At 71.3% G+C, this 20,366-nt stretch carries 19 protein-coding genes; 7 read left to right on the forward strand and 12 right to left on the reverse strand.

Going from position 1 to position 20,366, the window contains the following annotated elements:
• Positions 1 to 22 precede the first annotated feature (22 nt).
• Entirely contained in the window at positions 23 to 625 is a 603-nt protein-coding gene (locus ACH9EU_RS04040) for a helix-turn-helix domain-containing protein (RefSeq protein WP_396412654.1), read from the reverse strand.
• A gap of 113 nt (positions 626 to 738) precedes the next feature.
• Between ACH9EU_RS04040 and ACH9EU_RS04045 the strand changes: the two genes are divergently transcribed.
• On the forward strand, positions 739 to 1,770 hold the full coding sequence (locus ACH9EU_RS04045) for an FAD-dependent oxidoreductase (protein ID WP_396412655.1): 1,032 nt from the start codon (positions 739 to 741) through the stop codon (positions 1,768 to 1,770).
• A 102-nt stretch (positions 1,771 to 1,872) separates the two neighbouring features.
• Here ACH9EU_RS04045 and ACH9EU_RS04050 read toward each other — a convergent pair whose 3' ends face one another.
• Together ACH9EU_RS04050 and ACH9EU_RS04055 are read right to left on the reverse strand one after the other, a co-directional pair.
• A complete protein-coding gene (locus ACH9EU_RS04050; protein ID WP_396412656.1) occupies positions 1,873 to 3,066 on the reverse strand; it encodes an exo-alpha-sialidase in 1,194 nt (397 codons plus the stop codon).
• A 161-nt stretch (positions 3,067 to 3,227) separates the two neighbouring features.
• On the reverse strand, positions 3,228 to 4,610 hold the full coding sequence (locus tag ACH9EU_RS04055; protein WP_396412657.1) for an Nramp family divalent metal transporter: 1,383 nt from the start codon (positions 4,608 to 4,610) through the stop codon (positions 3,228 to 3,230).
• Positions 4,611 to 4,999: 389 nt separating this feature from the next.
• Here ACH9EU_RS04055 and ACH9EU_RS04060 point away from each other — a divergent pair, with 389 nt between their 5' ends.
• Positions 5,000 to 5,713, forward strand: a complete 714-nt coding sequence (locus tag ACH9EU_RS04060) for a TSUP family transporter (RefSeq protein ID WP_396412658.1) — start codon at positions 5,000 to 5,002, stop codon at positions 5,711 to 5,713.
• 44 nt (positions 5,714 to 5,757) lie between these two features.
• Here ACH9EU_RS04060 and ACH9EU_RS04065 read toward each other — a convergent pair whose 3' ends face one another.
• Positions 5,758 to 6,255 carry a winged helix-turn-helix transcriptional regulator gene (locus ACH9EU_RS04065; protein WP_396412659.1) on the reverse strand — a complete coding sequence of 166 codons (498 nt, stop codon included), beginning with the start codon at positions 6,253 to 6,255 and terminating at the stop codon, positions 5,758 to 5,760.
• Positions 6,256 to 6,376: 121 nt separating this feature from the next.
• Here ACH9EU_RS04065 and ald point away from each other — a divergent pair, with 121 nt between their 5' ends.
• The 4 genes from ald (at position 6,377) to ACH9EU_RS04085 (ending at position 11,056) form a co-directional block, all read left to right on the forward strand.
• Positions 6,377 to 7,498 (forward strand): alanine dehydrogenase, encoded by a 1,122-nt coding sequence (gene ald, locus ACH9EU_RS04070; RefSeq protein ID WP_396412660.1) that lies wholly within the window; start codon positions 6,377 to 6,379, stop codon positions 7,496 to 7,498.
• A 362-nt stretch (positions 7,499 to 7,860) separates the two neighbouring features.
• The gene (locus ACH9EU_RS04075) at positions 7,861 to 8,517 is read left to right on the forward strand and encodes a hypothetical protein (protein ID WP_396412661.1); all 657 of its coding nucleotides are present in this window, start codon (positions 7,861 to 7,863) and stop codon (positions 8,515 to 8,517) included.
• 176 nt (positions 8,518 to 8,693) lie between these two features.
• Positions 8,694 to 9,320: a TetR family transcriptional regulator gene (locus ACH9EU_RS04080; RefSeq protein WP_396412662.1), complete on the forward strand. Its 627-nt coding sequence runs from the start codon at positions 8,694 to 8,696 to the stop codon at positions 9,318 to 9,320.
• The gene (locus tag ACH9EU_RS04085; protein WP_396412663.1) at positions 9,317 to 11,056 is read left to right on the forward strand and encodes a DHA2 family efflux MFS transporter permease subunit; all 1,740 of its coding nucleotides are present in this window, start codon (positions 9,317 to 9,319) and stop codon (positions 11,054 to 11,056) included. Before ACH9EU_RS04080 ends, ACH9EU_RS04085 begins: the two co-directional genes overlap by 4 nt.
• Positions 11,057 to 11,158: 102 nt before the next feature.
• On the opposite strand, the gene ACH9EU_RS04090 is transcribed toward ACH9EU_RS04085, so the two are convergent.
• The gene (locus ACH9EU_RS04090; RefSeq protein WP_396412664.1) at positions 11,159 to 11,959 is read right to left on the reverse strand and encodes a DUF805 domain-containing protein; all 801 of its coding nucleotides are present in this window, start codon (positions 11,957 to 11,959) and stop codon (positions 11,159 to 11,161) included.
• A gap of 428 nt (positions 11,960 to 12,387) precedes the next feature.
• Here ACH9EU_RS04090 and ACH9EU_RS04095 point away from each other — a divergent pair, with 428 nt between their 5' ends.
• Positions 12,388 to 12,570 carry a hypothetical protein gene (locus ACH9EU_RS04095; RefSeq protein ID WP_396412665.1) on the forward strand — a complete coding sequence of 61 codons (183 nt, stop codon included), beginning with the start codon at positions 12,388 to 12,390 and terminating at the stop codon, positions 12,568 to 12,570.
• Between the two features lie 181 nt (positions 12,571 to 12,751).
• On the opposite strand, the gene tcuA is transcribed toward ACH9EU_RS04095, so the two are convergent.
• The 7 genes from tcuA to ACH9EU_RS04130 all read right to left on the reverse strand — a co-directional run bounded on the left by tcuA (position 12,752) and on the right by ACH9EU_RS04130 (position 20,348).
• Positions 12,752 to 14,239: an FAD-dependent tricarballylate dehydrogenase TcuA gene (tcuA, locus tag ACH9EU_RS04100; protein ID WP_396412666.1), complete on the reverse strand. Its 1,488-nt coding sequence runs from the start codon at positions 14,237 to 14,239 to the stop codon at positions 12,752 to 12,754.
• 51 nt (positions 14,240 to 14,290) lie between these two features.
• Entirely contained in the window at positions 14,291 to 14,704 is a 414-nt protein-coding gene (locus ACH9EU_RS04105) for a universal stress protein (RefSeq protein ID WP_396412667.1), read from the reverse strand.
• Positions 14,701 to 15,879 (reverse strand): isocitrate/isopropylmalate family dehydrogenase, encoded by a 1,179-nt coding sequence (locus tag ACH9EU_RS04110; RefSeq protein ID WP_396412668.1) that lies wholly within the window; start codon positions 15,877 to 15,879, stop codon positions 14,701 to 14,703. Before ACH9EU_RS04110 ends, ACH9EU_RS04105 begins: the two co-directional genes overlap by 4 nt.
• 21 nt (positions 15,880 to 15,900) lie before the next feature.
• Entirely contained in the window at positions 15,901 to 17,880 is a 1,980-nt protein-coding gene (locus tag ACH9EU_RS04115) for a tripartite tricarboxylate transporter permease (protein WP_396412669.1), read from the reverse strand.
• A 329-nt stretch (positions 17,881 to 18,209) separates the two neighbouring features.
• A complete protein-coding gene (locus ACH9EU_RS04120) occupies positions 18,210 to 18,737 on the reverse strand; it encodes an AbrB family transcriptional regulator (protein WP_396412670.1) in 528 nt (175 codons plus the stop codon).
• On the reverse strand, positions 18,734 to 19,318 hold the full coding sequence (locus tag ACH9EU_RS04125) for an AbrB family transcriptional regulator (RefSeq protein ID WP_396412671.1): 585 nt from the start codon (positions 19,316 to 19,318) through the stop codon (positions 18,734 to 18,736). Before ACH9EU_RS04125 ends, ACH9EU_RS04120 begins: the two co-directional genes overlap by 4 nt.
• Before the next feature lie 31 nt (positions 19,319 to 19,349).
• Positions 19,350 to 20,348, reverse strand: a complete 999-nt coding sequence (locus ACH9EU_RS04130; protein ID WP_396412672.1) for an NAD(P)-dependent oxidoreductase — start codon at positions 20,346 to 20,348, stop codon at positions 19,350 to 19,352.
• Positions 20,349 to 20,366 lie beyond the last annotated feature (18 nt).

Below are 20,366 nucleotides of genomic sequence, written 5' to 3' on the forward strand. Positions count from 1 at the left end.
TAGGTATTTAACCCTAGCAGTCCTAGGTATGACCAGGGGTGGCCCCGGAACCGCTCTCTCCGCGCAGGTGCGCTCGCTCGCCCTCGGCGTCGAAGACGGTGAGGATCTCCACCGGACCGCCGTGGCCGCTGATGGCGTGCGGGACCATCGTCGAGAACTGCGCCGCGTGTCCCGCCGCGACCAGGACGGTCCGCTCCCCCAGCTGCAGACGGGCGGTGCCGGCGAGCACGGTGAACCAGTCCCGGCCGGGGTGCACCGCCAGCCGGTCGGGCGCCACGGGCTCATCGGCCGTGAAGCGCATCTTGGCCACGGTCATCCCGTGGAGCGCCCGCTCCGTGGAGAGCAGCCAGGTGGTCACACCCCGGGCGTGGTCGGGCCGCGGGCGGATCACCACGTCCTCGTCGTCCTCGGAGGCCACGAGCTCGTCGAGGGTCGTGTCGAGCGCCCGGGCGATGGGCACCAGCTGGTCGAGCGCGATCCTGCGGTGGCCGGTCTCGAGCCGGCTCAGCGTCGACGCGCTCAGGAAGCAGCGGGCGGCGAGCGTGTCGAGAGACCATCCGCGCGCCAGCCGCAGACCGCGGATGCGACGGCGGACCACGGTGTCGAGGACCATTTCTTGCGTCATAAGCAAGAGTGTATGCGCTCTACGCATTGGCGGCCTACCGTGGAAGCATCACGCTCCGGACGCGACAGGGAGTCCTGACAGTTCCGGGGAGCGACCGACGGGAAGGGACCCCCATGTCCACGGATCAGCAGTACGACGTCGTGGTGATCGGCGGCGGCCCGGCCGGGCTGAGCGCGACCGTCACGCTGGCACGCTCCCTCCGCTCGGTGCTCGTGGTGGACGCCGGAGAGCCGCGCAATGCCCCCTCCACCGGCGCGCACAACGTGCTCGGCCGCGAGGGCGTCCCGCCGCTCGAGCTCCTCGCGGCCGGCCGCCGGGAGGCCGAGGGCTACGGCGCGGAGATCCGCCGCGACCTCGCCGTCTCCGCGCGCCGGGAGCGGGAGGTGTTCGCGGTGGAGCTCGCGAGCGGCGGGACCGTCCGTGCCCGGCGCCTCGTGCTCGCCACGGGCCTGGTCGACGAGCTCCCCGAGATCCCCGGCGTGCGCGAACTGTGGGGCCACAGTGTGCTGCACTGCCCCTATTGCCACGGCTGGGAGGTCCGCGGCCGGCGGATCGGCGTGCTCGCCACGAGCCCCATGAGCATCCACCAGGCCCTGATGTTCCGCCGGCTCAGCGACGAGATCACCCTCTTCCGGCACACGATGCCGGATCCCGGCGACGACGCCGAGGAGCAGCTGGCCGCCCTGGGCGTCCGCGTGGTCGACGGCACGGTCGCCCGGCTGCGCTCCGCGGACGGCGAGCTGCGCGCCGTGGTGCTCGACGACGGTGGGGAGGTCCCGGTCGACGCGCTGGTCGTGGCCCCCCGGTTCCTCGCCCGTACGGAGCTGTTCGAGCAGCTCGGGGGAAAGCCGAGCGACCACCCGATGGGCGCGTTCATCGCCACGGGACCCATGAGCCGCACCGAGGTCCCCGGCGTGTGGGCGGCCGGCAACGCCGATGACCTCTCGGCCACGGTCGCGGGTGCGGCCGGCGCCGGGGTGTTCGCCGGCGCCGCCGTCAACGCGGACCTCGTGGCCGAGGACGCCGCCGAGGCCGTGCGGGTCCGGCGCGGCGAGCGCGCCGGCCGGGACCCGCGGGGCGCGGGCGACGGGTCCGACGTGCGCGAGGACGGCGCCGCTGGAGCGACGCCCCTCCGCACCCCGTGAGCACCGGGCCGGCGACCGAGCCGCCGCCCAGGAGCTCCTGCGCCACGGTCCGGCCGATGCCGGAGCCGCAACCCGTGACCAGCACGTCTGGCGCCGGTCCGCTCACACGCGCGGGAGGTCCAGCCGGACGTACTTGATGGCCTGCCGGAAGTACGTGTAGGCGATGTGCAGCGTTCCGTCGGGACCCTGGTGAATGCTCGGGTAGGAGAACTCCCGGTTCAGGCCCTCGCGCGAGTTGTTGGACAGGCAGTACCCGTCACCGGTGTCGAGGTCGCGCAACACGGTCCAGCTGCGTCCGTCGTCGTCGGAGAGAGCGAGGGTCATGGGCGCCCGGGGCGTGCCCCAGAACGCCGTGCGCTCCCCCTCCCGCGGCTCCGGCTCGACGGCGGCGGCCTGCTCCGGGGCCAGGCCGTCGTCGTCGATCTCGTCGTAGAGGGAGAGGCGCCGCTCCGTGGAGGCGTCCGCCCGCCGGTGGTTGTAGACCAGGGCCAGGCGGCCGTCGGCGAGACGGACGTACTGGATCGAGGAGTTGTTGTTGGGCAGCTCCGTGGGCGTGGGCTCGTCCCAGGTCTCACCGCCGTCCCGGGAGCGGGACTCGTGGATCGCGTCGGCCCAGCGGCTGCGGAACAGCGCGAGGAGGGTGCCGTCGCCGAGCTCCTGGACGTTCATGTGCACGCACCCGGTGCTGCCCGGCAGGAGCACCTCGCGCCACGTGGCGCCGGCGTCGTCGGAGATCATCACGGCGCTGTCGTCGTGGTCGCCCACCCACTTCTGCCCGGGGACGGACAGGCACCGGAAGACCGGGATGATCCACCGGCCCGAGGACAGAACGACCGGGGGCTGGCGCACGAACACGCCGCCGGCCTCGCTCGGCGGGAACAGCGTCTCCACCGGCCCCCAGGTCTCCCCGCTGTCGCGGGAGATCCGGCGCCGCACCTCGGCCGTGTCCTGGTTGCCGGCGTGCTGGGCGGTCCACAGCAGCCACAGGTCGCCGCCGGGCGCGGGGAAGAGGATGGGGTTCTGCTCGGAGCGGGTGGGGTCGTCGGAGAGCTGCCGCGGCGCGGACCACGCCTCCGCTCCGGGGGCCAGGGTCGAGAACCACACGCTGATGTCCGGCACGCCCTCCTGGGTGCCGCCGAACCAGACACAGCCCAGCCGGCCGTCGGGCAGGGTCATGAGGTTGGCCGCGTGGCTCTGCACGGTCGGCGCGGGGAGGTAGGCGTAGGTCAGGTCGCCGTCGGCGTGCAGCCGCCCGTCGGTCCTGACGGTGTCGTGGTCGCCGGTCGTGGTGGTCATGTCGGGTGGAGTCCTTTCGGGGTGCGGAGCGTCTCCGTGAAGAGTCCGTGGAGGGGCGGCGGGAGGCCCGCGGAGTCGGCGCGGGCAGTTGGCGGGCTCCGCTCCGGGCGGGACGCCCGCCGGGCCTCCCGCGGCGCAGGAGGCCCGGCGGGCCGGGGCTGCTACTGGCCGGAGAAGGCGGCGGCGAACATGTCCGGGATGTTCATGGCGATCTGGAAGCCGACCACGACCGCGATCACACCCAGGAGCGCCAGCAGCGCGGTCTGCCACCAGGTGTTCACGGCGTAGTCGGCCATGAACTTCTTGCTGCCGGTGAGCACCAGGATCCCGATCACGATGAACGGCAGGCTCAGGACCGTGGAGACGCTCGTGCCCACGATGTTCAGGGCGATGAGGTTCGGGGCCGCCGGCAGGGATGCCACGAGCGGCAGGAGGATGAACAGCCCGATCTGGATCCGCTTGAACAGGGGGTCCTGCTCGTCCTTGCCGCCCAGGTACTTCTGGCCGCCGCTCGTGCAGAGGTGGAGGCCGTTGATCGCCAGCTGCGCGAAACCGCGGGACTGGGGCGGGAAGCTGGTCATGGCGGCCAGGAAGATGCACAGCCACAGCAGGGCGGGCCCGAGGGGTCCGACGATGAGGCCCATCATGCCGGACAGGTCGGCCTCGGAGTTGATCACGAATCCGGGATTCTCGCGGGAGAACTCGGCGGCGACGATCCAGAAGAGCAGATTGATCAGCAGCAGCGGCGCCATGCCGACCATGAGGTCGAGCTGCTGGATCCTGCGGTAGCGCGGGCCGACCCAGCCCTTGTCCTTCATGAAGCCGGAGTAGAGCATGTTCGGCATGTTGCCGGCGATGGTGCCGATGGTCGCGCTGGCCACCACGATGGGGGCGAACGCGCTGTCCAGGGAGTTGGCGGGCATCTCGAAGGCCATGCCGCGGACGAAGCCGGCCACGTCCATGTGCCCCAGTTGGAAGAGGGCGTAGACGAACGCGCCGATCATGAGGACCGAGGCGATGCGCGCGAAGTACTCGAGGATGACGAAGCTCCGCCTCCGGGTGACCATGAACAGCGTCACCGCCATGACCACGAGGGCGCACATGAAGTTGCCCCACGAGCCGCCCCAGCTCCCTCCCGTCAGCTGGTAGAGCCCGATGGCGGAGGCCTTGAGGAAGGTGGCCTGGGTGACGAAGCCGGCGATCAGCACGACCACGGCCATGAGGCCGGGCAGCCAGGGCAGGATGCGCTTGAAGCCCTCGAGGATCTGGGTGTCCCCGAACCGATTCATCAGGGTGTACTTGGCGATCGCGGAGATGATGAAGGTTCGGGCGATCAGGGAGAGCACGAGCGTCCAGAGCAGCGCGTAGCCGTAGTTGGCGCCGGACACCGAGGAGCTGACGAGGTCGCCCGTGCCCAGGAACGTCATGGCCAGGACGAGCCCCGGGCCCAGCGACGTGACGAGGCCGAGGCCGCGGGGAATGGCGTGCTGCTCCGGTTGCTGCTGCCGGCCGGTCGTCGGCTCGGCTGTGGTCTGCGTCGACAAAGTCCGCCTCCTTGCGAAACGTCACCCTGGGCGGACGTTCGTGGATGCCGCGACGGGTGCAATCTGATGGTGCGCGGCCAGGCCGTGCCGACGTGATGTCGGTCACCTGTTTGCGCGTTATGAGTAGGATCCTGACACAGTTGCGTGATCTGCGCAACACTGGGTCCCGGCGGTCCCGCTCCGGCGCGAGCCCCAGCCCGACCCCAAGGAGCCTTCCCGTCCCGCAAACGCGCAGAACGAGCGGCCAGAACTGCGCACTTCCCCGCGCACGACGGCGGACTGCCCCGTCCTGCCGCGGCTCAAAATTGCGCGAAATGCGCAGTCGTGTCACAGTGAGGGCATCCGGGGCGCAGCCCGCGCACCCCTCCTGAGTGACCAGAAGGTGACGAATGACCGGCGTGGAACTCGCCCTCGTGGGGCTCGTGGTGGTCGTGGCGTCCTGCCTCCAGGGTGCGATCGGGTTCGGCCTCGGCCTGCTGGCGGCACCGGTGATCGCCCTGCTCGACCCGTCGCTCCTGCCGGGCTCGATCATCCTCCTCGCGACGGGGCTCACCGTGCTCGGCGTGCTGAGGGACCGCACCGCCGTGGACCTGCGCGGCACGGGCTGGGCGCTGGCCGGGCGGATTCCCGGCACGGCCGCCGGCGCCCTGCTGGTCGCCGCCCTGCCACCGCGGATGCTCGCCCTGGTCCTCGCCGGGACGGTCCTGCTCGCCGTGCTGCTGGGCGCGTGCGGCTGGCAGCCGAAGCCACGCCCGGCCGCGGTCGCGGTGGCCGGAGCCGCCTCCGGCCTCCTGGGGACGGCCACGTCCATCGGCGGCCCGCCCATGGCCCTCGTCTGGCACGGGTCCTCGCGCGCCCGGATGCGCGGCACGATGAGCGCGTTCTTCCTGGTCGGCGCCCTGATGTCCCTGGCGGCGCTGATCGCCGTGGGAGCCCTCGACGCGCGGACGCTGGCCTTCGCGGGCGTCCTGGCCCCGGCCATGCTGCTCGGCTTCGCGGTCTCCGGGGTGGTCAACGGGCGGATCGACCGTGAGTTCGTGCGCCGGACGGGCCTTGTGGCCTCCGCGCTGGCGGCGGTGCTGGTGCTGGTCCAGGCGCTCTGACCCCGGCCCCCTCCGCGCAGGCGGCCCCGGCGTCGCCCGCGCCGTCACAGCTCCGCGGAGCCGTGGACGTGCTCGAACACGAGGCTCGTCTGGGTGGCCGCGACGGCCTGGTTCGAGGACAGGTGCTCCAGGACGAACTGGCGGATGTGGTCGGTGTCGCGGGCGACCACGTGGATGAGGAAGTCGTCGGCGCCGGCCAGGAAGAAGAACTGCGAGACCTCGGGGACCTCCTTGAGGCCCTCGCTGAACGAGGACATCAGGTGGCGGGCCCCGGCGCGCAGGCGCACGCTGATCAGCGCCTCGATGCCCCGGCCCAGCGCCCGCGGGTCCACCTCCACCGTGAACCGGCGGATCACCCCGGTGCGCTGGAGGGTCTTCATCCGCGCCAGGCAGGTGGACGGGGCGATCCCGAGCCGCTCGCTCAGCGCCTGGTTCGTCATCCGGGAGTTCTCGCGCAGCAGGGTCAGCAGCCGCCGGTCCAGGTCGTCGAGCTCCGGGGCGGGACGAAGATCCTTCGGCGCGGTCGGTGTGACAGGGGTCACCTTTTCCATCATTCCTCCAGTTCGGCACGACTTTCCGAAGATTCTTCAGATGGGCCCACGGATGTTGGTGGAAATTCTAGCCTGGAGACATCCCATTGAGATTTCCTGCGGAAGGCCCACCATGATCATCTCCGTCCCCACCGAGGTCAAGAACAACGAGCGGCGCGTGGCGATCACCGCCTCCGGCGTGCACGAGCTGCGCGGCCGGGGCCACCAGGTGCTGGTCCAGTCCGGCGCGGGCCTCGGCTCCGGGATCTCCGACGACGACTACACCGCCGCCGGCGCGCAGCTCGTGGCCGACGCGGACGAGCTGTGGGCGCGGGCCGACATGGTGCTGAAGGTCAAGGAGCCCGTGGCCGCCGAGTACCACCGCTTCCGCAAGGGCCTCGTCCTGTTCACCTACCTGCACCTCGCCGCCGAGCCGGAGCTCACCGCCGCTCTGCTCGAGGCCGGGGTCACGGCGATCGCCTACGAGACGGTCCAGACCGCCGACCGCCGCCTGCCCCTCCTGGCCCCGATGAGCGAGGTGGCCGGGCGGCTCTCCGTGCAGGCCGGCGCCGCGGCACTGACCGCCCCCGCGGGGGGCAAGGGCGTGCTGCTGGGCGGAGTGCCCGGTGTGCGCCCGGCGAAGGTCACCGTGATCGGGGCCGGCGTGGCCGGCACCAACGCCGCCGCCATGGCCGTGGGCCTGGGCGCGGACGTGAGCATCCTCGACATCGACGTCGACCGCCTCCGCGTCCTCGACGCCCAGTACGCCGGGCGGCTGACCACCATTGCCTCCAACGCGCTCGAGATCGAGCGCGCCGTGACCGAGGCGGACCTCGTCGTCGGCTCCGTGCTCATCCCCGGCGCGAGGGCCCCCAAGCTCGTCACGGACGCGATGGTCGCCAGGATGAAGCCGGGCAGCGTGCTCGTGGACATCGCGGTCGACCAGGGCGGGTGCTTCGAGGGCAGCCGGCCCACCACCCACGAGGACCCGATCTTCCGGGTCCACGACACCCTCTTCTACTGCGTGGCCAACATGCCCGGCGCGGTGCCGAACACCTCCACCTACGCGCTGACCAACGTCACGCTGCGCTACGTGGTCGCCCTGGCCGACAAGGGCGTGGCGGCCGCCCTGGCCGCCGACCCCGCCCTGGCCGCCGGCCTGAACACCGCCGCCGGCCACGTGACCCACCGCTCCGTGAGCGAGGCCCACGGTCTCGAGTACACCGACCGGACGGAACTCGTCACGGCGGCCTGAGTCGGCGGGCGCCCCTTCCAACGACGACGGCGGCCGGATCCGACCTGTCGAGCGCGGTCGGTCCGCCACCGTCGCACGAGGTCGGCCTCGGCGAGGATCCGAGGCACACCATTGACCCCGCCGGATGCCGCGCGGCCCACCAGCACCGTCCCACCCAGGCCGATGTGCCCGACAGCGCACGGAGCCGGCGTCACGCCCGCCGTTCGGCAGCTGCGGGCGGATCCGTGGCAGCTCAGGAAAACTGTGCGCGAAGGCACCCATGGGCGACACGCCGGAGCAAGAGTAGCCTGAGGGAATCCACGGTCAGGTCCGTGAGATCCCGGAAGAGTTCTTCTGCGGTCGGCCTCGGTCGAAGGAGCATTATGGACACGTTGATCGAGATGCCCGGGGACCGCGCGGCCGCCACGTTCGCCTATGCCGCAGCGGGGGTGGGCGTTGTCGGCGTGGCGACGCTCGGGGCCATGTACGCCGTCGAAGTGCCCAAGAACGGGCCTTACGTCTTCGGCACTATCAACGACGCATCGGGCGGTGTCTTCAACCTGGTGGTCATCCCCGTGATCCTGCAGGTCCACCGGCGCCTCGAGGACACGCCGGGCTCCGCGGTAGGGAAATGGCTGGTGGTCACAGCGTGTGCCGCGGGTTCGGCGAGCTCTTTCCTCCTGGTGTTCAAGCGGCTGGATTTCGGCGTCTCGACAGCCATCTCCATCGGAGCCATTGCTGCCCAGGCCGTGTGGTTCGTGCAGGCACACAGGTCACTCATGAGGAACACGGGCTACCCCCGCGGTCTGGCGCGCCTGGGACGGTCCATCGGCGGGTCCTTCCTGCTCGGGCTGCCCCTGGCAGGACTTGCGGCCGTCGAGCGGGCCCCCGGCTGGATCCGGTGGGGCCTCGGCGGGGCCGGGATCGCCCTGGGAGCGACGGCCTGGCTCGCGTGGCCCTGCTGGTACTACCTGGCCGGCCACCACCTCAGTCACCGCCCGACCACGGCAACGGGCCGCCGCGGGTTCCGGGCAGCCTGACCTGAACCCGGCCGGGGTGCCCCCCGGGGGCGGGAGGCGAAGGTCCGAAGCCGCGCCGGCCCGGGGCGGCGGCCGAAGCCGTCGAGCACGCACGCGCACCGCCACGCGAGGGGCCCCGCGCACGACGCCAACTTCTTGCCGTGGTGCATTTTGTGCAGAACTGCAATAATGCATCCATGCACCCCACCGCCCCTTCGTCCCTTCGAGCCCGCAAGAAGGCCGAGACCTGGGCCGCCATCCACGAGGCCGCCGCGGCTCTCGTCGTCGAGCGCGGGACCGACGGCACGACCGTGGAGGCCGTCGCCGAGGCGGCCGGCGTCTCCCCGCGGACGTTCTTCAACTACTTCCGCACCAAGGAGGACGCGATCCTCGGGATGCGCGCCCCCGCGCTGGACCCCGCGCTGCTCGAGGACTTCTCCCCGGAGCACGACCTGCTCGGACAGGTCTCCCGCCTGCTGCTGGCGGTCGCGCGCAGCGCCTACGCGGGCGGGGACGCCTCGCGGCGCCGGGAGCTCCTGCGGGAGTACCCGCAGCTGGCCCTGCGGCGCCGGGAGCTGACCACCGAGGCCGAGGAACTCGTGCGCCGTGCCCTGGTCGACCTGCTCGCGGCGGATCCGCGGTGGGCGGACGGGCTCGGGGAGCACGACGTCGACGAGGCCGCGCGCATGCTCGTCCTGCTCGCCGGGGTACCGCTGCACTTCGCGATCAGCTCTGCCCACCACTCCCCCGCCGCGGGGCTGACGCCCGAGGAGCACGAGTCCGCGCTCGACCTCTTCCACCGGCTCGAGCGGAGGCTCGCGTGAGCCGCAGGCCGACCACCACGAAGGCCGGCACGAGAACCAGGTCGAGGACCGGCACGAAGGCCGGCACCCGAGCCGCGAGGAGGGCGGCCCGGAAGGCCGCCAGGCGGACCGGCACCACGGGCACCGGCTCCCGCCACCTCGCGCTGCTCTTCGTGGGGCTGATGCTCTCGATGCTGCTGGCCGCCCTGAACCAGACGGTGCTCAGCACGGCCCTGCCCACGATCGTCGGGGAGCTCGACGGCGTCGAGCAGATGCTCTGGGTGATCACCGCCTACATCCTGGCGTCGACCATCATGATGCCGGTCTACGGAAAGCTCGGCGACCTGATGGGCCGCAAGTCGCTGCTCATGGCCGCGATCGTGATCTTCATGATCGGCTCGGTCATCGGCGCCCTGGCGAACAGCATGGGCGTGCTCATCGCCGCCCGCGCCGTGCAGGGACTCGGCGGCGGCGGGCTGCTCATCCTCTCCCAGGCCGCCATCGCGGACGTCGTCCCGGCCCGCGAGCGCGGGAAGTACATGGGCGTGATGGGCGGGGTGTTCGCCGTGGCCTCGGTGATCGGGCCGCTGCTGGGCGGCTGGTTCACGGAGGGACCCGGCTGGCGCTGGGTGTTCTGGATCAACGTCCCCCTGGGCCTGCTCGCCCTGGCCGGAGCGGTCTTCTTCCTCAAGCTGCCCCGCCGGCCCGGCCGGCCCCGTCTGGACGTGTTCGGCATGGCGCTGCTGGCCGCGGCCACCACCTGCCTGGTGCTCTTCGCCACCTGGGGCGGCGGCACGTACGAGTGGACGGACCCGGTGATCCTGGCCCTGATCGGCGGCACCGTCCTGACCGGCACCGCCTTCGTGCTGGTGGAGCGGCGCACCGCGGAGCCGATCATCCCCATGCACCAGTTCCGGGAGCGCAACTTCGTCCTCACGACGGTGGCGGGCCTGTTCATCGGCGTGGCCATGTTCGGGGCCCTCGGCTACATGCCCACGTACCTGCAGATGGTCTTCGGCGTGGACGCGACGTCGTCGGGCCTGCTGATGGTCCCGATGATGGGCACTCTGCTGATCTCCTCGGTCGTCTCCGGCCGGATGGTGAGCCGGACGGGGCGGTACAAGACGCTCCCGATCGTCGGCAGCGTGGTGGTGGCCGGGGGACTGGCCCTGCTCTCGACCCTGAGCGAGGAGCAGGAGGTGTGGCGCGTCTGCCTCTGGATCGGCGTGCTCGGCCTGGGGCTGGGTCTGTCGATGCAGATCCTCGTCCTGATCGTGCAGAACACCTTCCCGCTGCGGGAGGTCGGCACCGCCACGGCGTCGAACAACTTCTTCCGCCAGATCGGGGCGACGCTCGGCTCGGCCGTCGTGGGCAGCGTCTTCGCCGGCCGCCTGACCTCGCTGCTGAACGAGCGGGTGCCCACCGCCGCGCTGGAGGGCGCCTCGGGCGGGGCGAACTCGCTGACCCCGGCCGTCGTGCGGTCCCTGCCCGAGGCGCTGCGGGGCCCCGTGGTCGCCTCCTACAGCGACGCCCTCACCCCGATCTACCTGTGGATCGCGCCGCTGGCCCTGGCCGCGGCCGTCCTGCTGTGCTTCGTCAAGGAGAAGGCCCTGTCCACCACGGTCGAGCCCGAGGCGGAGCCCCCGACCGTGGACGACCTCCTCGTCACCGATGACGAGGCCCGAGCGCACGACGACGACGCGGCCCGGACCGCCCACGAGCCCGTCCGGGCGGGACGCCCCTCCCGGAGCGGGTGACCCGGCGGCGTGCCGGCGATCCGCGCCGGACCGTCCGCGGCGACCGGGCCGCTCCGCCATCCATCCGGGAAGGCCGGCACAGCCTGCGTGGGGCGCGGTGGCTCAGCGGTCGAAACGAGCGCCCTCGGGCTTCGGGGGCAGGACCATGAACACGAGCAGCACGAGCCCGCCCACGTACGGAATGAGGCTCAGCAGGTAGAACCATCCGGAGAAGTTGGCGTCGTGCAGACGCCTCACTCCGATCGCGATCGCGGGCACGACGTGGGCCAGCCCGAAGATGACGAGCACAGCCGTCATCAGCATCCCGAAGCCGCTGAGCTCCCCGTACTGGTCCGTGCCGGCCGCCATGAACAGGGACAGCACCAGGTAGATCGCGCCGAGGTAGAGGGCGACCCACCAGTACTCGGAGCGACTGGCCCGGCCGGAGAACTGCGCGTACTTCGCGTAGAAGCGCTTGACGGCCTCGACGAAGCCGACGGGCACCCCGGGCTGGGCGCCGGCCCGCCCCTGAGCGTTCTGATACCCGTAGGGAGCGCTCCCCGGCGCGCCGTGACCCGGCTGACCGCCGTAGCCCGGTTGATACCCGTAGCCCTGCTGCGGCTGGCCGTACCCGGACGGGCCGTAGCCCTGCTGCGGCCCGCCGTAGCCGGGCTGTCCATAGCCCTGCTGAGCGCCGTAGCCCTGCTGGGGTTGCCCGTAGCCGGGCTGGCCGTAGCCCTGCTGGCCCCCGTAGCCCTGCTGCGGCTGACCGTAGCCGCTGGGACCAGGAGCCTCGCCGTGCCGGGTCCCGTACCCCTGGGCGTTCCCGTCGTCCTGCGGACGGCCGTAGGCCGGCGCCTGGGAGTGGCTTCCCCGGGCTCCCCCCTCGGACTCGGGCACGTGGTTCGGGTCCTGCTGATCCATGATGTTCTCCCCTGCTCTGAACCTTCCCTGATGCGAACAGCCTAGGTTCCCCGGAGCCGGCCACGAGTTGTTCGTCGCAGGATGTCACCACTGCCCGGCAGTTCCGCGGCGGTTCCGGGAGAAGTGCCGGCGACGCATCGCCACGCGCCCAGGACTCGTCCCGCACCGGCGGGACAGCGCCTCTCGGACGACCACCGGCTCGGTGTCACGACGACGAGCCTGACGGACGCCTCCCGCGCACCGACCTCGGCCCGGCAGCCGACGCCCGCGCGATCGACCCGGCCGGCCCGCCGATCTCGTGGAGCCGCGCGGTGCCTCGACCTCGACTCGCCGCGACACGTCGAGCCGCTCCCTTCCGCGACGGCCCGGCCTTGGCCAGAATGGGGCTCGCAGGGCCCCGCCCGTCACCATGAGGAAGAGGACAGCGCATGAGCCAGTCACCCGGCGAACCACTCACCGGCGCCTTCGCCGGGCGCACCGACGCCGACCCGGCGAAGAGGAGCGGGCCCCTGCGGGAGGACCTCGGTCCCGATGAGGAGGACCTCGACGTCGACCCGCCCGGGGACCTCGAAGCAGGCCCCGGCCCCGACGGCGAGGACCTCCGCGGATGACGACCGGCTCGCCTCACCGGAGGCGGCCCAGGAGGGGAAGGCGGGACAGGAGGAGCCAGCCACCTCGGAGACTCCCCGGAGGGCACGACGCGCGCGCGCCGGGCCCCGGCAGCACGCTGGGACGTACCGGGACCACGATGCGCCCTCGCCCCGTCCCCCGGACGGCTTCGGAGGATGCGGCTCAGGCGAGCAGGCCGGCTCGGCGGCCGAACACCATTCCCGCGGCGAGCCCTGTGCCACCCGGGTAGTTCTCGCTGAACAGGCCACCCAGCATCTCACCGCAGACGAAGAGACCGTCGACGGACTCGCCGTCGGACCCGAGCACGCGACCGTGCGTGTCGGACTTCAGCCCCCCGAAGGTGAACGTGATCCCGCAGGTGACGGCGAAGGCGTAGAACGGCCCCGTCTCCAGGGGCGCGGCCCAGTTGCTCTTCGGCGGCTCGACATCCGCCCTCCGGCCGTCCTTCACCGTGGGGTCCCATGTGACGTCGAGGTCGATGGACGCGTTGAACTCGTCGACGGTGGTGGACAGCCGGGACGGGTCCACTCCGATCTTGCGCGCCAGCCCCTCGATCGAGTCCGCGCTCTCCACGGAGATGCCGGGCATGTCGTACTCCTCGCTCCGCAGCAGAGCGCGCTGCGTGGCGTCGAAGACCTGGTAGGCGATCGACCCCGGCTGCTTGAGGATCTCCGCCCCGTACTTGGCGTAGGTGTAGTTGCGGAAGTCGGCGCCCTCGTCGAGGAAGCGCCGCCCCTCCGTGTTCACGATGATGCCGAGCGGATACCCCCCTCGCGTGAGCCGGTTGGTGAGTTCACGGTTGCTCTCGTTCTTCTCGGTGAAGGCGTCCCACTGGACGCTGTGGCACGTGCTCCAGTCACCCCCCGGGGCGGCCCCGAGCTCGAGAGCCGACTGCAGGAGCGAGCCGTCGTTGTAGGGGGTGCCCCGCACCTTGGCGTTCTCCCACCCCCGCCCCAGGTGCTGGCGCCGGAGCTCGGGGTTCGTCTCGAAGCCACCGGCGGCCAGCACCACGGATTCGGCGCGCAGTTCACCGATGTCCCCGGCGGAGTTGCTGTAGGTCACGCCCACGACCTTGTCGTCCTCGGTCACCAGACCGGTCACGTCGTGGCCGTAGCGGAGGTCGATGCCCAGCTCGTGGGCCACGCGGGTGTGGTCGGCGATGAGCCCCTCGCCACCGCCCACGTTGCCGATGTGCAGGCCTCCCCAGAAGAGATACCCGCCGTCCGGTCGCTCGTAGGCCTGGCGCTCGTACATCAGGCGGTACTTCAGACCGAGTCCGTGCAGCCACCTGAGGGTCGGCTGGCTCTCGGTGACGAGCACCTCCGTGAGGTCCGGATAGTTCTTCCCGTTCGTCACCTTGGCCAGGTCCGCCGCGTACTCCTCCGGAGAGTAGGGCGGCACCTCGGTCGCGGCGTGGCGGTCGTCCGGTTCGACCAGATCGCGGATGTCGTCGAAGCCGGCGTGGGAGATCCGGGTGGCCCCTGCGGTGTAGTAGCTGTTGCCGCCGGCCATGTCCTCCTCCCCCTTCTCGAGGAGGACCACGGAGCGGCCCCGTTCCGCCGCCGCGTGCGCGGCGGAGAAACCGGCGTTCCCCCCGCCCACGACGATCACGTCGATGTGGCCGTTGTCCTGCGATGAGTTCCTGGTCATGCGTGCTCTCCTGATCGAATACGGCTGGTCCGGTGGTGTGACGGGCACAGGTCAGTGACGGGTCGGCCGGGGAACGGCCGGTTTGACGGCGACGACGGGGATGTCGGCCTCCATGAGGATGCGCTGGGCGGTGCTGCCCATCACCAGCTTGCCCACGGTCGAGCGGCGGCGGACGGCGAGGACGATCATGATGGCGTCGTGCCTCGTCGCGGCGTCGATGACCTCGAAGTCCGGGTCCTCGTTGCGGATCGGCTGCTCGACCTCGACCTCGACGCCGGCTTGGGTCGCGAGGTCGCGCAGCTCGTCCAGCTGCTCCTGCGAGGCCAGGTGGGGGTCACCGAGTGCCCCGCCCCGGGACGAATTGACCACCACCAGTTTGGTGTGGTGGACGGACGCCTCATTGATGGCGAACCGGAGCGCGGTTTCGCCGAGGGCGTTCGGCACATGGGCCAGGACGATGCTCATCTTCTCTTCCTTTCAGTAGTCGGCTCAGTAGTCGGCATGTCGGGTGTCCCGCCGCGGGCTCGCGCGGCGGATGCGAGGTGCTCGAGCACCACGTCCGTGACGGCTTCCGTGCCGGCGGCGGGCGATCCCGTGGGGAGGATGGTGATGTGGCCCTCGGCGAATGCGCCCTCGACCGCGGACTCGACGAGCCGGGCGGCCTCCGCCTGTCCGCAGTGCCGCAGGAGCATGGCCGCGCTGAGGATCTGGGACGTGGGGTTGGCGAGGTTCCGGCCCGCGATGAGCGGGGCGCTGCCGTGGATGGGTTCGAAGTAGGCGGCGTCCGTGCCGATGTTCCCTGACGGGCACATGCCCAGTCCTCCGACCGTTCCGGCCCCCAGGTCGCTCAGGACGTCGCCGAGGAAGTTCTCCATCACGAGCACGTCGAACCGGTCCGGCTCCGTCACCAGCGCATGCGCGGCCGCGTCGGCGTAGTAGTGGTCGGCCTCGACGTCCGGGTGTTCCGCGGCCACCTCGTCGAAGACCTCCCGGAACAGGGCGAAGCTGCGGAGCACGTTGCTCTTGTCCACGCAGGTCACGCGCCGGACGCCGTCACGCGGGGCTCCCGAGCGGCGTAGCGCCTGCTCGAACGCGAACCGGACGACTCGTTCGGTGCCGGCACGGGTGATCAGCATCTGGTCCGCGGCCGCGTGGTGGGTGCGCACTCCGGCGCCGCGCGACAGGTAGAGGCCCTCGGTGTTCTCACGCACGATCACGTAGTCGATGGAGCCGGCTCCGGCTGTCGTGGCGGCTCGGACCCCGGGGAGAAGTCGCACCGGGCGGACGTTGGCGAACGTGTCGAGCCCGTTCCGGAGCAGTCCTCCGAGGAGACCGCCTTCGGTGCCGTCCGGTCTGCGCACCTCCGGCAGGCCGACCGGTCCCTTCAGCACCCCGTCCCCGGCTCGGAGCCGGTCCAGCGCGCCGGGGAGCAGGGCGGCCCCGGTCTCGCGGTACACTCCGGCGCCCGCCCGTTCTTCGGTCACGTCGAGGTCGAGGCCGGTCATGGCGCACGCCGCGTCCATGACCCTGACCGCGCTGCGGGTCAGTTCGGGACCGATCCCGTCTCCGGGGATGATCGTCACGGTCAGCGTCCTGGACGGCGCCGCGGCCGCCGACGGCTCCGCGTCAGTCGCATTCATCGGGTGTCCTCTCGAGTCCGGTCAGATGCCCAGGTAGATGTAGCCGATGGGCATGACGATCTGCGCGTACTCCTGCAGCACCAGGAGGAAGCCGAGGACGACGAGTGGGTAGACGATGATCGTGCGGATGCGCGCCTTGGCGACCAGCCACAGGAACACCGGGACGAAGAGCACCGTCCCGACGAGCATCCCGAAGACGTAGACGATCACGATGTAGCCGAGGATCCACAGCAGGGACAGTCCCACCGTGCGCAGCGTCTCCCGCCACGCCAGCCGGTCCGGACGGACGTCGAGCCGCCTGGCGACACGGTGGTTGCGGATGTCGATGACGAGCGCGACGGCGGAGAGGATGGCTCCGATCCCGGTGGCGAGCTTGGGGAACATGCCTGCGGCCTCGGAGAAGGACTGGGCCATGACGAACCCGACGACGAACACCACGAGGAACGCGGCTGTGACGACCGGGTACCAGACGGTCGGGGCGACCGACTCCCCGGACTCCGCGCCTTCGCGGACCATGCCCTCCACGTCGACCTTCCCCCGGAGCTTCTGGATCAGGTTGACGGCCGCGGGAACCACCAGGATGGCGATCATGACCATGACCGCGGGCCGGGTCACCCATTCGCCGAAGTCGTAGAGGTTGGCGGTGAGGAAGTAGTAGCGCTCGAGCGGCAGCGCCAGGACGAAGCCGATCAGGAAGGGCGCGCGGGGCACGTCGAAGGTCTTCATGATCCAGCCCACGATGCCCAGCGCCAGCATGACCCAGAAGACCTGCAGCTCGAGGGGCTCCTGGAAGCCGCTCATGAAGAGGATGGGGATGATCGCGGCGGCCAGCAGCGGGAAGCGGATGAAGCTCAGCTTCGCCAGGGGCTTGGCCAGCAGGAAGCAGAACAGCGCACCGGCCACACTCGCGATGGCGAACGACCACACGATGACGTAGACGATGTCGAGGTTGTTCGTGAGGATCCGCGGTCCCGGTTCGATGCCGAAGATGAGCAGGGCGCCCAGGAGCAGGGCGAAGGGCGCCGCTCCCGGGATGCCGAAGAGCAGCGTCGGGATCAGGGCACCGGCCTCGACCGAGTTGCCGGCGGCCGAGGGGGCGATGACACCGCGCGGGTCCCCCGTGCCGAAGGTGTTCTTGTTCTTGCCGCGCGCGGTGGCCTGGGCCTGACCGTACGCCATCCACGACCCGGCGGTCGCGCCGACGCCGGGCAGGATGCCGACCATCACCCCGACCAGTGACCCACGGACGACGTGGACCCAGTGGGTGAGGACGTCCCTGGCCCCGGCGGCCCAGCCCGAGCCGATGCTCTCGACGCTCGAGACCGCCTGCCTCCGGGCGACCAGGGAGATGACCTCGGCCACGCCGAAGATGCCGAGGGCCACCGCCACGAGGCCGAGTCCCTCGGTGAGGAACAGCGTGTCGAACGTGTACCGGTACTCGGGAGACGTCGGCGCCCCACCGACCTGCGCCAGCAGGAGGCCGAACAGACCCGCGATGAGGCCCTTCAGCACGTGCCCCTTGGAGAGCATGGCCGTCAGGGCGATACCGAGGACGGTCAGCATGAAGATCTCCGGCGAGCCCAGGGACAGCACCAGGGGCCGTGCGATCGGGATGGCGAGGGTCAGGGCGACGATGCCGATGAGCCCGCCCACCATCGAGGACAGGAAGGCGATCGACAGCGCCCTCGCGCCCTGCCCCTTCCTCGCCATCTGGTGCGCGTCCAGGAGCAGCACCGACGCCGACGCGGAACCTGGTATGCCGATCAGGACCGACGTCACGGTGTCCGAGGTGTGCACGACCGCGACGGCGCCGATGATCAGCGCCATCGCCGGGGCCGGCTCGAGAACGAACACGAAGGGCAGCAGCACTGCGACGGCGCCGGTTCCACCGAGTCCTGGGATCACTCCGATGACCAGGCCTGCGATGACCCCGATCAGGAGAAAGAGCAACATGCTCGGGTCGAGGAACGACCCGAGTGCGCTGAAGGCTGCATCTACCACGGGTGGACCTTCCTTTCGGATGTTCCGGCACTTCTCAGGCCGACGACGGTGGGGACGGAGAGTTCCTCTCGCACCCGAGCCACCGGGACGCGCCCGGGTGACTCAGCCCACAGTAGCGACCCCAGAGGCAACTGTGTGAGTTAAGGATGTGCCAATTTCTACAGAAGTCGTGAAGCAATACTTCAATTGACCGGCACCGGGGACAGCGTGGCCCGGCACCGGGCAGGCCATCCTGGCCGTGAACAACACGCTCCACCGCAAGGGGGTGGCAGCGCCGGCACGTTCCTTCACGCCATTCCCCAGGACTGCAGATGTGCGTGAAGGTCCACTTAAGTGTTGTCCGAGGGGCCCGGATCGCGGCGCGTCCACCCGGAAGCCCACCGGATCAGCACGGGGAGGGTCCACAGGCTCAGCAGGAGTCGCACGATGTGCAGCCCCGCCACGAGGGCGCTGTCCGCCCGGAGGGCGGCACTGGCCGCCACCATCTCGCCCACGCCACCGGGCACCATGCCCAGCAGGGCCGCGCTCGGCTCCAGCAGTCCGCACGCGATGACCACCCATGCGCCACCGATGCCCACGGACACCAGGAGTGAGGTGACGATCACGGCCGGCGCCAGAAGACGGCGGAGCTCCCGCCGGAATCCGGGCAGCACGGCCGCCCCCACGGCGGTGCCCACCAGCACCTGAGCCGTGAAGCCGAGCCCGTGCGGCACGGTGGCCGAGACGGAGAACACCATGGTGGCGGCCGCGGAGCCCAGGATCGCTCCCGTGACCGGCCACATGGGCAGCCGGACGAGACGCCCGGCCGCGGCGCCGGCCATGCCGCCCGCGAGCACGGCCAGCAGCTCGAGGGTCATCCGGCCTCCAGGGCGACGACCAGCACCGGCAGGACGAGGAGCACGACCGTGAGGACCCGGAACATGTGGATGGTCAGCACCACGTGGAGCTCGGCTCCCCGGCGCTCCGCGGAGACGAGGAGTTCGCTGACCCCGCCGGGGGCCGCCGACATGACGGCGGTCAGCGGGTCCATCCGGTGCCTGGTGAACAGGTACCTCGCCAGGAGTGCGGTGCTGCCCAGGAGAGCGGCGACATAGGCGAGCACCGGGACGCCGGCGCCGAGCAGGAGGCGCAGCGTGTCGCCGGTCAGCTGGGATCCCGCGACCACGCCCAGCAGCACCTGCCCCGTCACCCGCAGAGGTTTCGGCAGGGCCCTCACGTGCGCCGCCGGGGCGCGGCGGCGCGTCGTCGGCCGTGCGCGGCGGCGGTCGGCGAGGGCGTTCACCGCCATGGCACCGCTGACGGCCCCGATGAGGGCGCCGGCGGGCACGTGCAGCACCGTGAGCGCTCCCGCCCCGAGAGCGCCGCCGCCCAGGAGCAGGAGGGCGCTCCTGACGGCGTCCGCACCGGCGGGCCGCGACCCGCGGCCTCGTTCCCTCACGCCGGTCGTACGGCTCCCGCGGGCCGCACGGTCATCGCAGCGTCCCGATGGCGTCGCCACGGAGGCGTACCGCGGGATCCAGCAGCTCGTCCCTGGCCAGGCCGACCGTGAGGAACGCCTCCAGCTGGTCGGCGGCGATCTCGGCGAACTCGGTCAGCACCTCTTCCACGGTCCAGCCGATGTGCGGGGTGAGCACGACGTTGGGCAGGCCCCGCAACGCAGAGCCGGGAGGCAGCGGCTCCTGCGCGAAGACGTCCAGCCCGGCCGCCGACAGCGGACCGGAGACCAGGGCGTCGACCAGGGCCGACTCGTCGACGATCGCCCCGCGCGCGGTGTTGATGAGCAGCGATCCCGGCTTCATCCGCTGCAGGCGTGGCCCGTCCAGCAGGCCCCGGGACTCGTCGCTGAGCCTCAGGTGCACGCTCAGCACGTCGCTGACCTCGAGCACGGTGTCCAGATCGGCGAGCGCGACGCCGTCGGACACCACCTTCGCGGGGTCCCTCCGCCAGACGACGACGTCCATGCCGTAGGCCCGGGCGAGGCGGGCGACGTTGGTCCCGTGCCTGCCGTACCCGAGGATGCCCATGGTCCTGCCCCGGAGCGTCCGGCCGGTGAAGGATCGCCACTGCCCGTCCACCATGGAGGCGTGTGCCGCGGGGAGCATGCGCAGCGCCGCGACGGCCAGGGCGAACGTCAGCTCGGGAACCGCGGCCCGGGGGCCGTACGCCCTGCGCATGAGGGTGACCGGGATGCCGCGTCCGGCCAGGTGGTCGCCGTCCACGTGGTAGGCGTGCCCGCCCGTCTGCAGCAGGAGCTCGAGCGAGGGCAGCCGCCCCAGGGCATCGGCCCCCAAGGGGGTGCGCTCGCGCACCGCCATCAGCACCTGCACGGTGCTCAGGTACGCGTCGTCGAGCTCGTCCAGCGAACCGGGGACGACCCGCACGTCGGCGAGGTCGCGAAGACGCCCGGCACCGGGGGACGCCCCGATCAGCCCTTCCCTGTCGTCGATGATCAACACCGTGGGCTTCATGACGTCCTTCCGAGCGGG

This window comes from Kocuria rhizosphaerae, assembly GCF_044462265.1.
GTDB classification, from domain to species: Bacteria; Actinomycetota; Actinomycetes; order Actinomycetales; family Micrococcaceae; genus Kocuria; species Kocuria rhizosphaerae.

Bases quoted from the DNA above. Each gene is read 5' to 3' on its own strand.
- tcuA (WP_396412666.1), bottom strand. From the start codon at position 14,239: ATGACCAGGAACTCATCGCAGGACAACGGCCACATCGACGTGATCGTC.
- ACH9EU_RS04090 (WP_396412664.1), bottom strand. From the start codon at position 11,959: ATGGATCAGCAGGACCCGAACCACGTGCCCGAGTCCGAGGGGGGAGCC.
- ACH9EU_RS04095 (WP_396412665.1), top strand. From the start codon at position 12,388: ATGAGCCAGTCACCCGGCGAACCACTCACCGGCGCCTTCGCCGGGCGC.
- ACH9EU_RS04080 (WP_396412662.1), top strand. From the start codon at position 8,694: ATGCACCCCACCGCCCCTTCGTCCCTTCGAGCCCGCAAGAAGGCCGAG.
- ACH9EU_RS04040 (WP_396412654.1), bottom strand. From the start codon at position 625: ATGACGCAAGAAATGGTCCTCGACACCGTGGTCCGCCGTCGCATCCGC.
- ACH9EU_RS04045 (WP_396412655.1), top strand. From the start codon at position 739: ATGTCCACGGATCAGCAGTACGACGTCGTGGTGATCGGCGGCGGCCCG.
- ACH9EU_RS04110 (WP_396412668.1), bottom strand. From the start codon at position 15,879: ATGAATGCGACTGACGCGGAGCCGTCGGCGGCCGCGGCGCCGTCCAGG.
- ACH9EU_RS04130 (WP_396412672.1), bottom strand. From the start codon at position 20,348: ATGAAGCCCACGGTGTTGATCATCGACGACAGGGAAGGGCTGATCGGG.
- ald (WP_396412660.1), top strand. From the start codon at position 6,377: ATGATCATCTCCGTCCCCACCGAGGTCAAGAACAACGAGCGGCGCGTG.
- ACH9EU_RS04060 (WP_396412658.1), top strand. From the start codon at position 5,000: ATGACCGGCGTGGAACTCGCCCTCGTGGGGCTCGTGGTGGTCGTGGCG.
- ACH9EU_RS04120 (WP_396412670.1), bottom strand. From the start codon at position 18,737: ATGACCCTCGAGCTGCTGGCCGTGCTCGCGGGCGGCATGGCCGGCGCC.
- ACH9EU_RS04105 (WP_396412667.1), bottom strand. From the start codon at position 14,704: ATGAGCATCGTCCTGGCCCATGTGCCGAACGCCCTCGGCGAAACCGCG.
- ACH9EU_RS04050 (WP_396412656.1), bottom strand. From the start codon at position 3,066: ATGACCACCACGACCGGCGACCACGACACCGTCAGGACCGACGGGCGG.
- ACH9EU_RS04075 (WP_396412661.1), top strand. From the start codon at position 7,861: ATGGACACGTTGATCGAGATGCCCGGGGACCGCGCGGCCGCCACGTTC.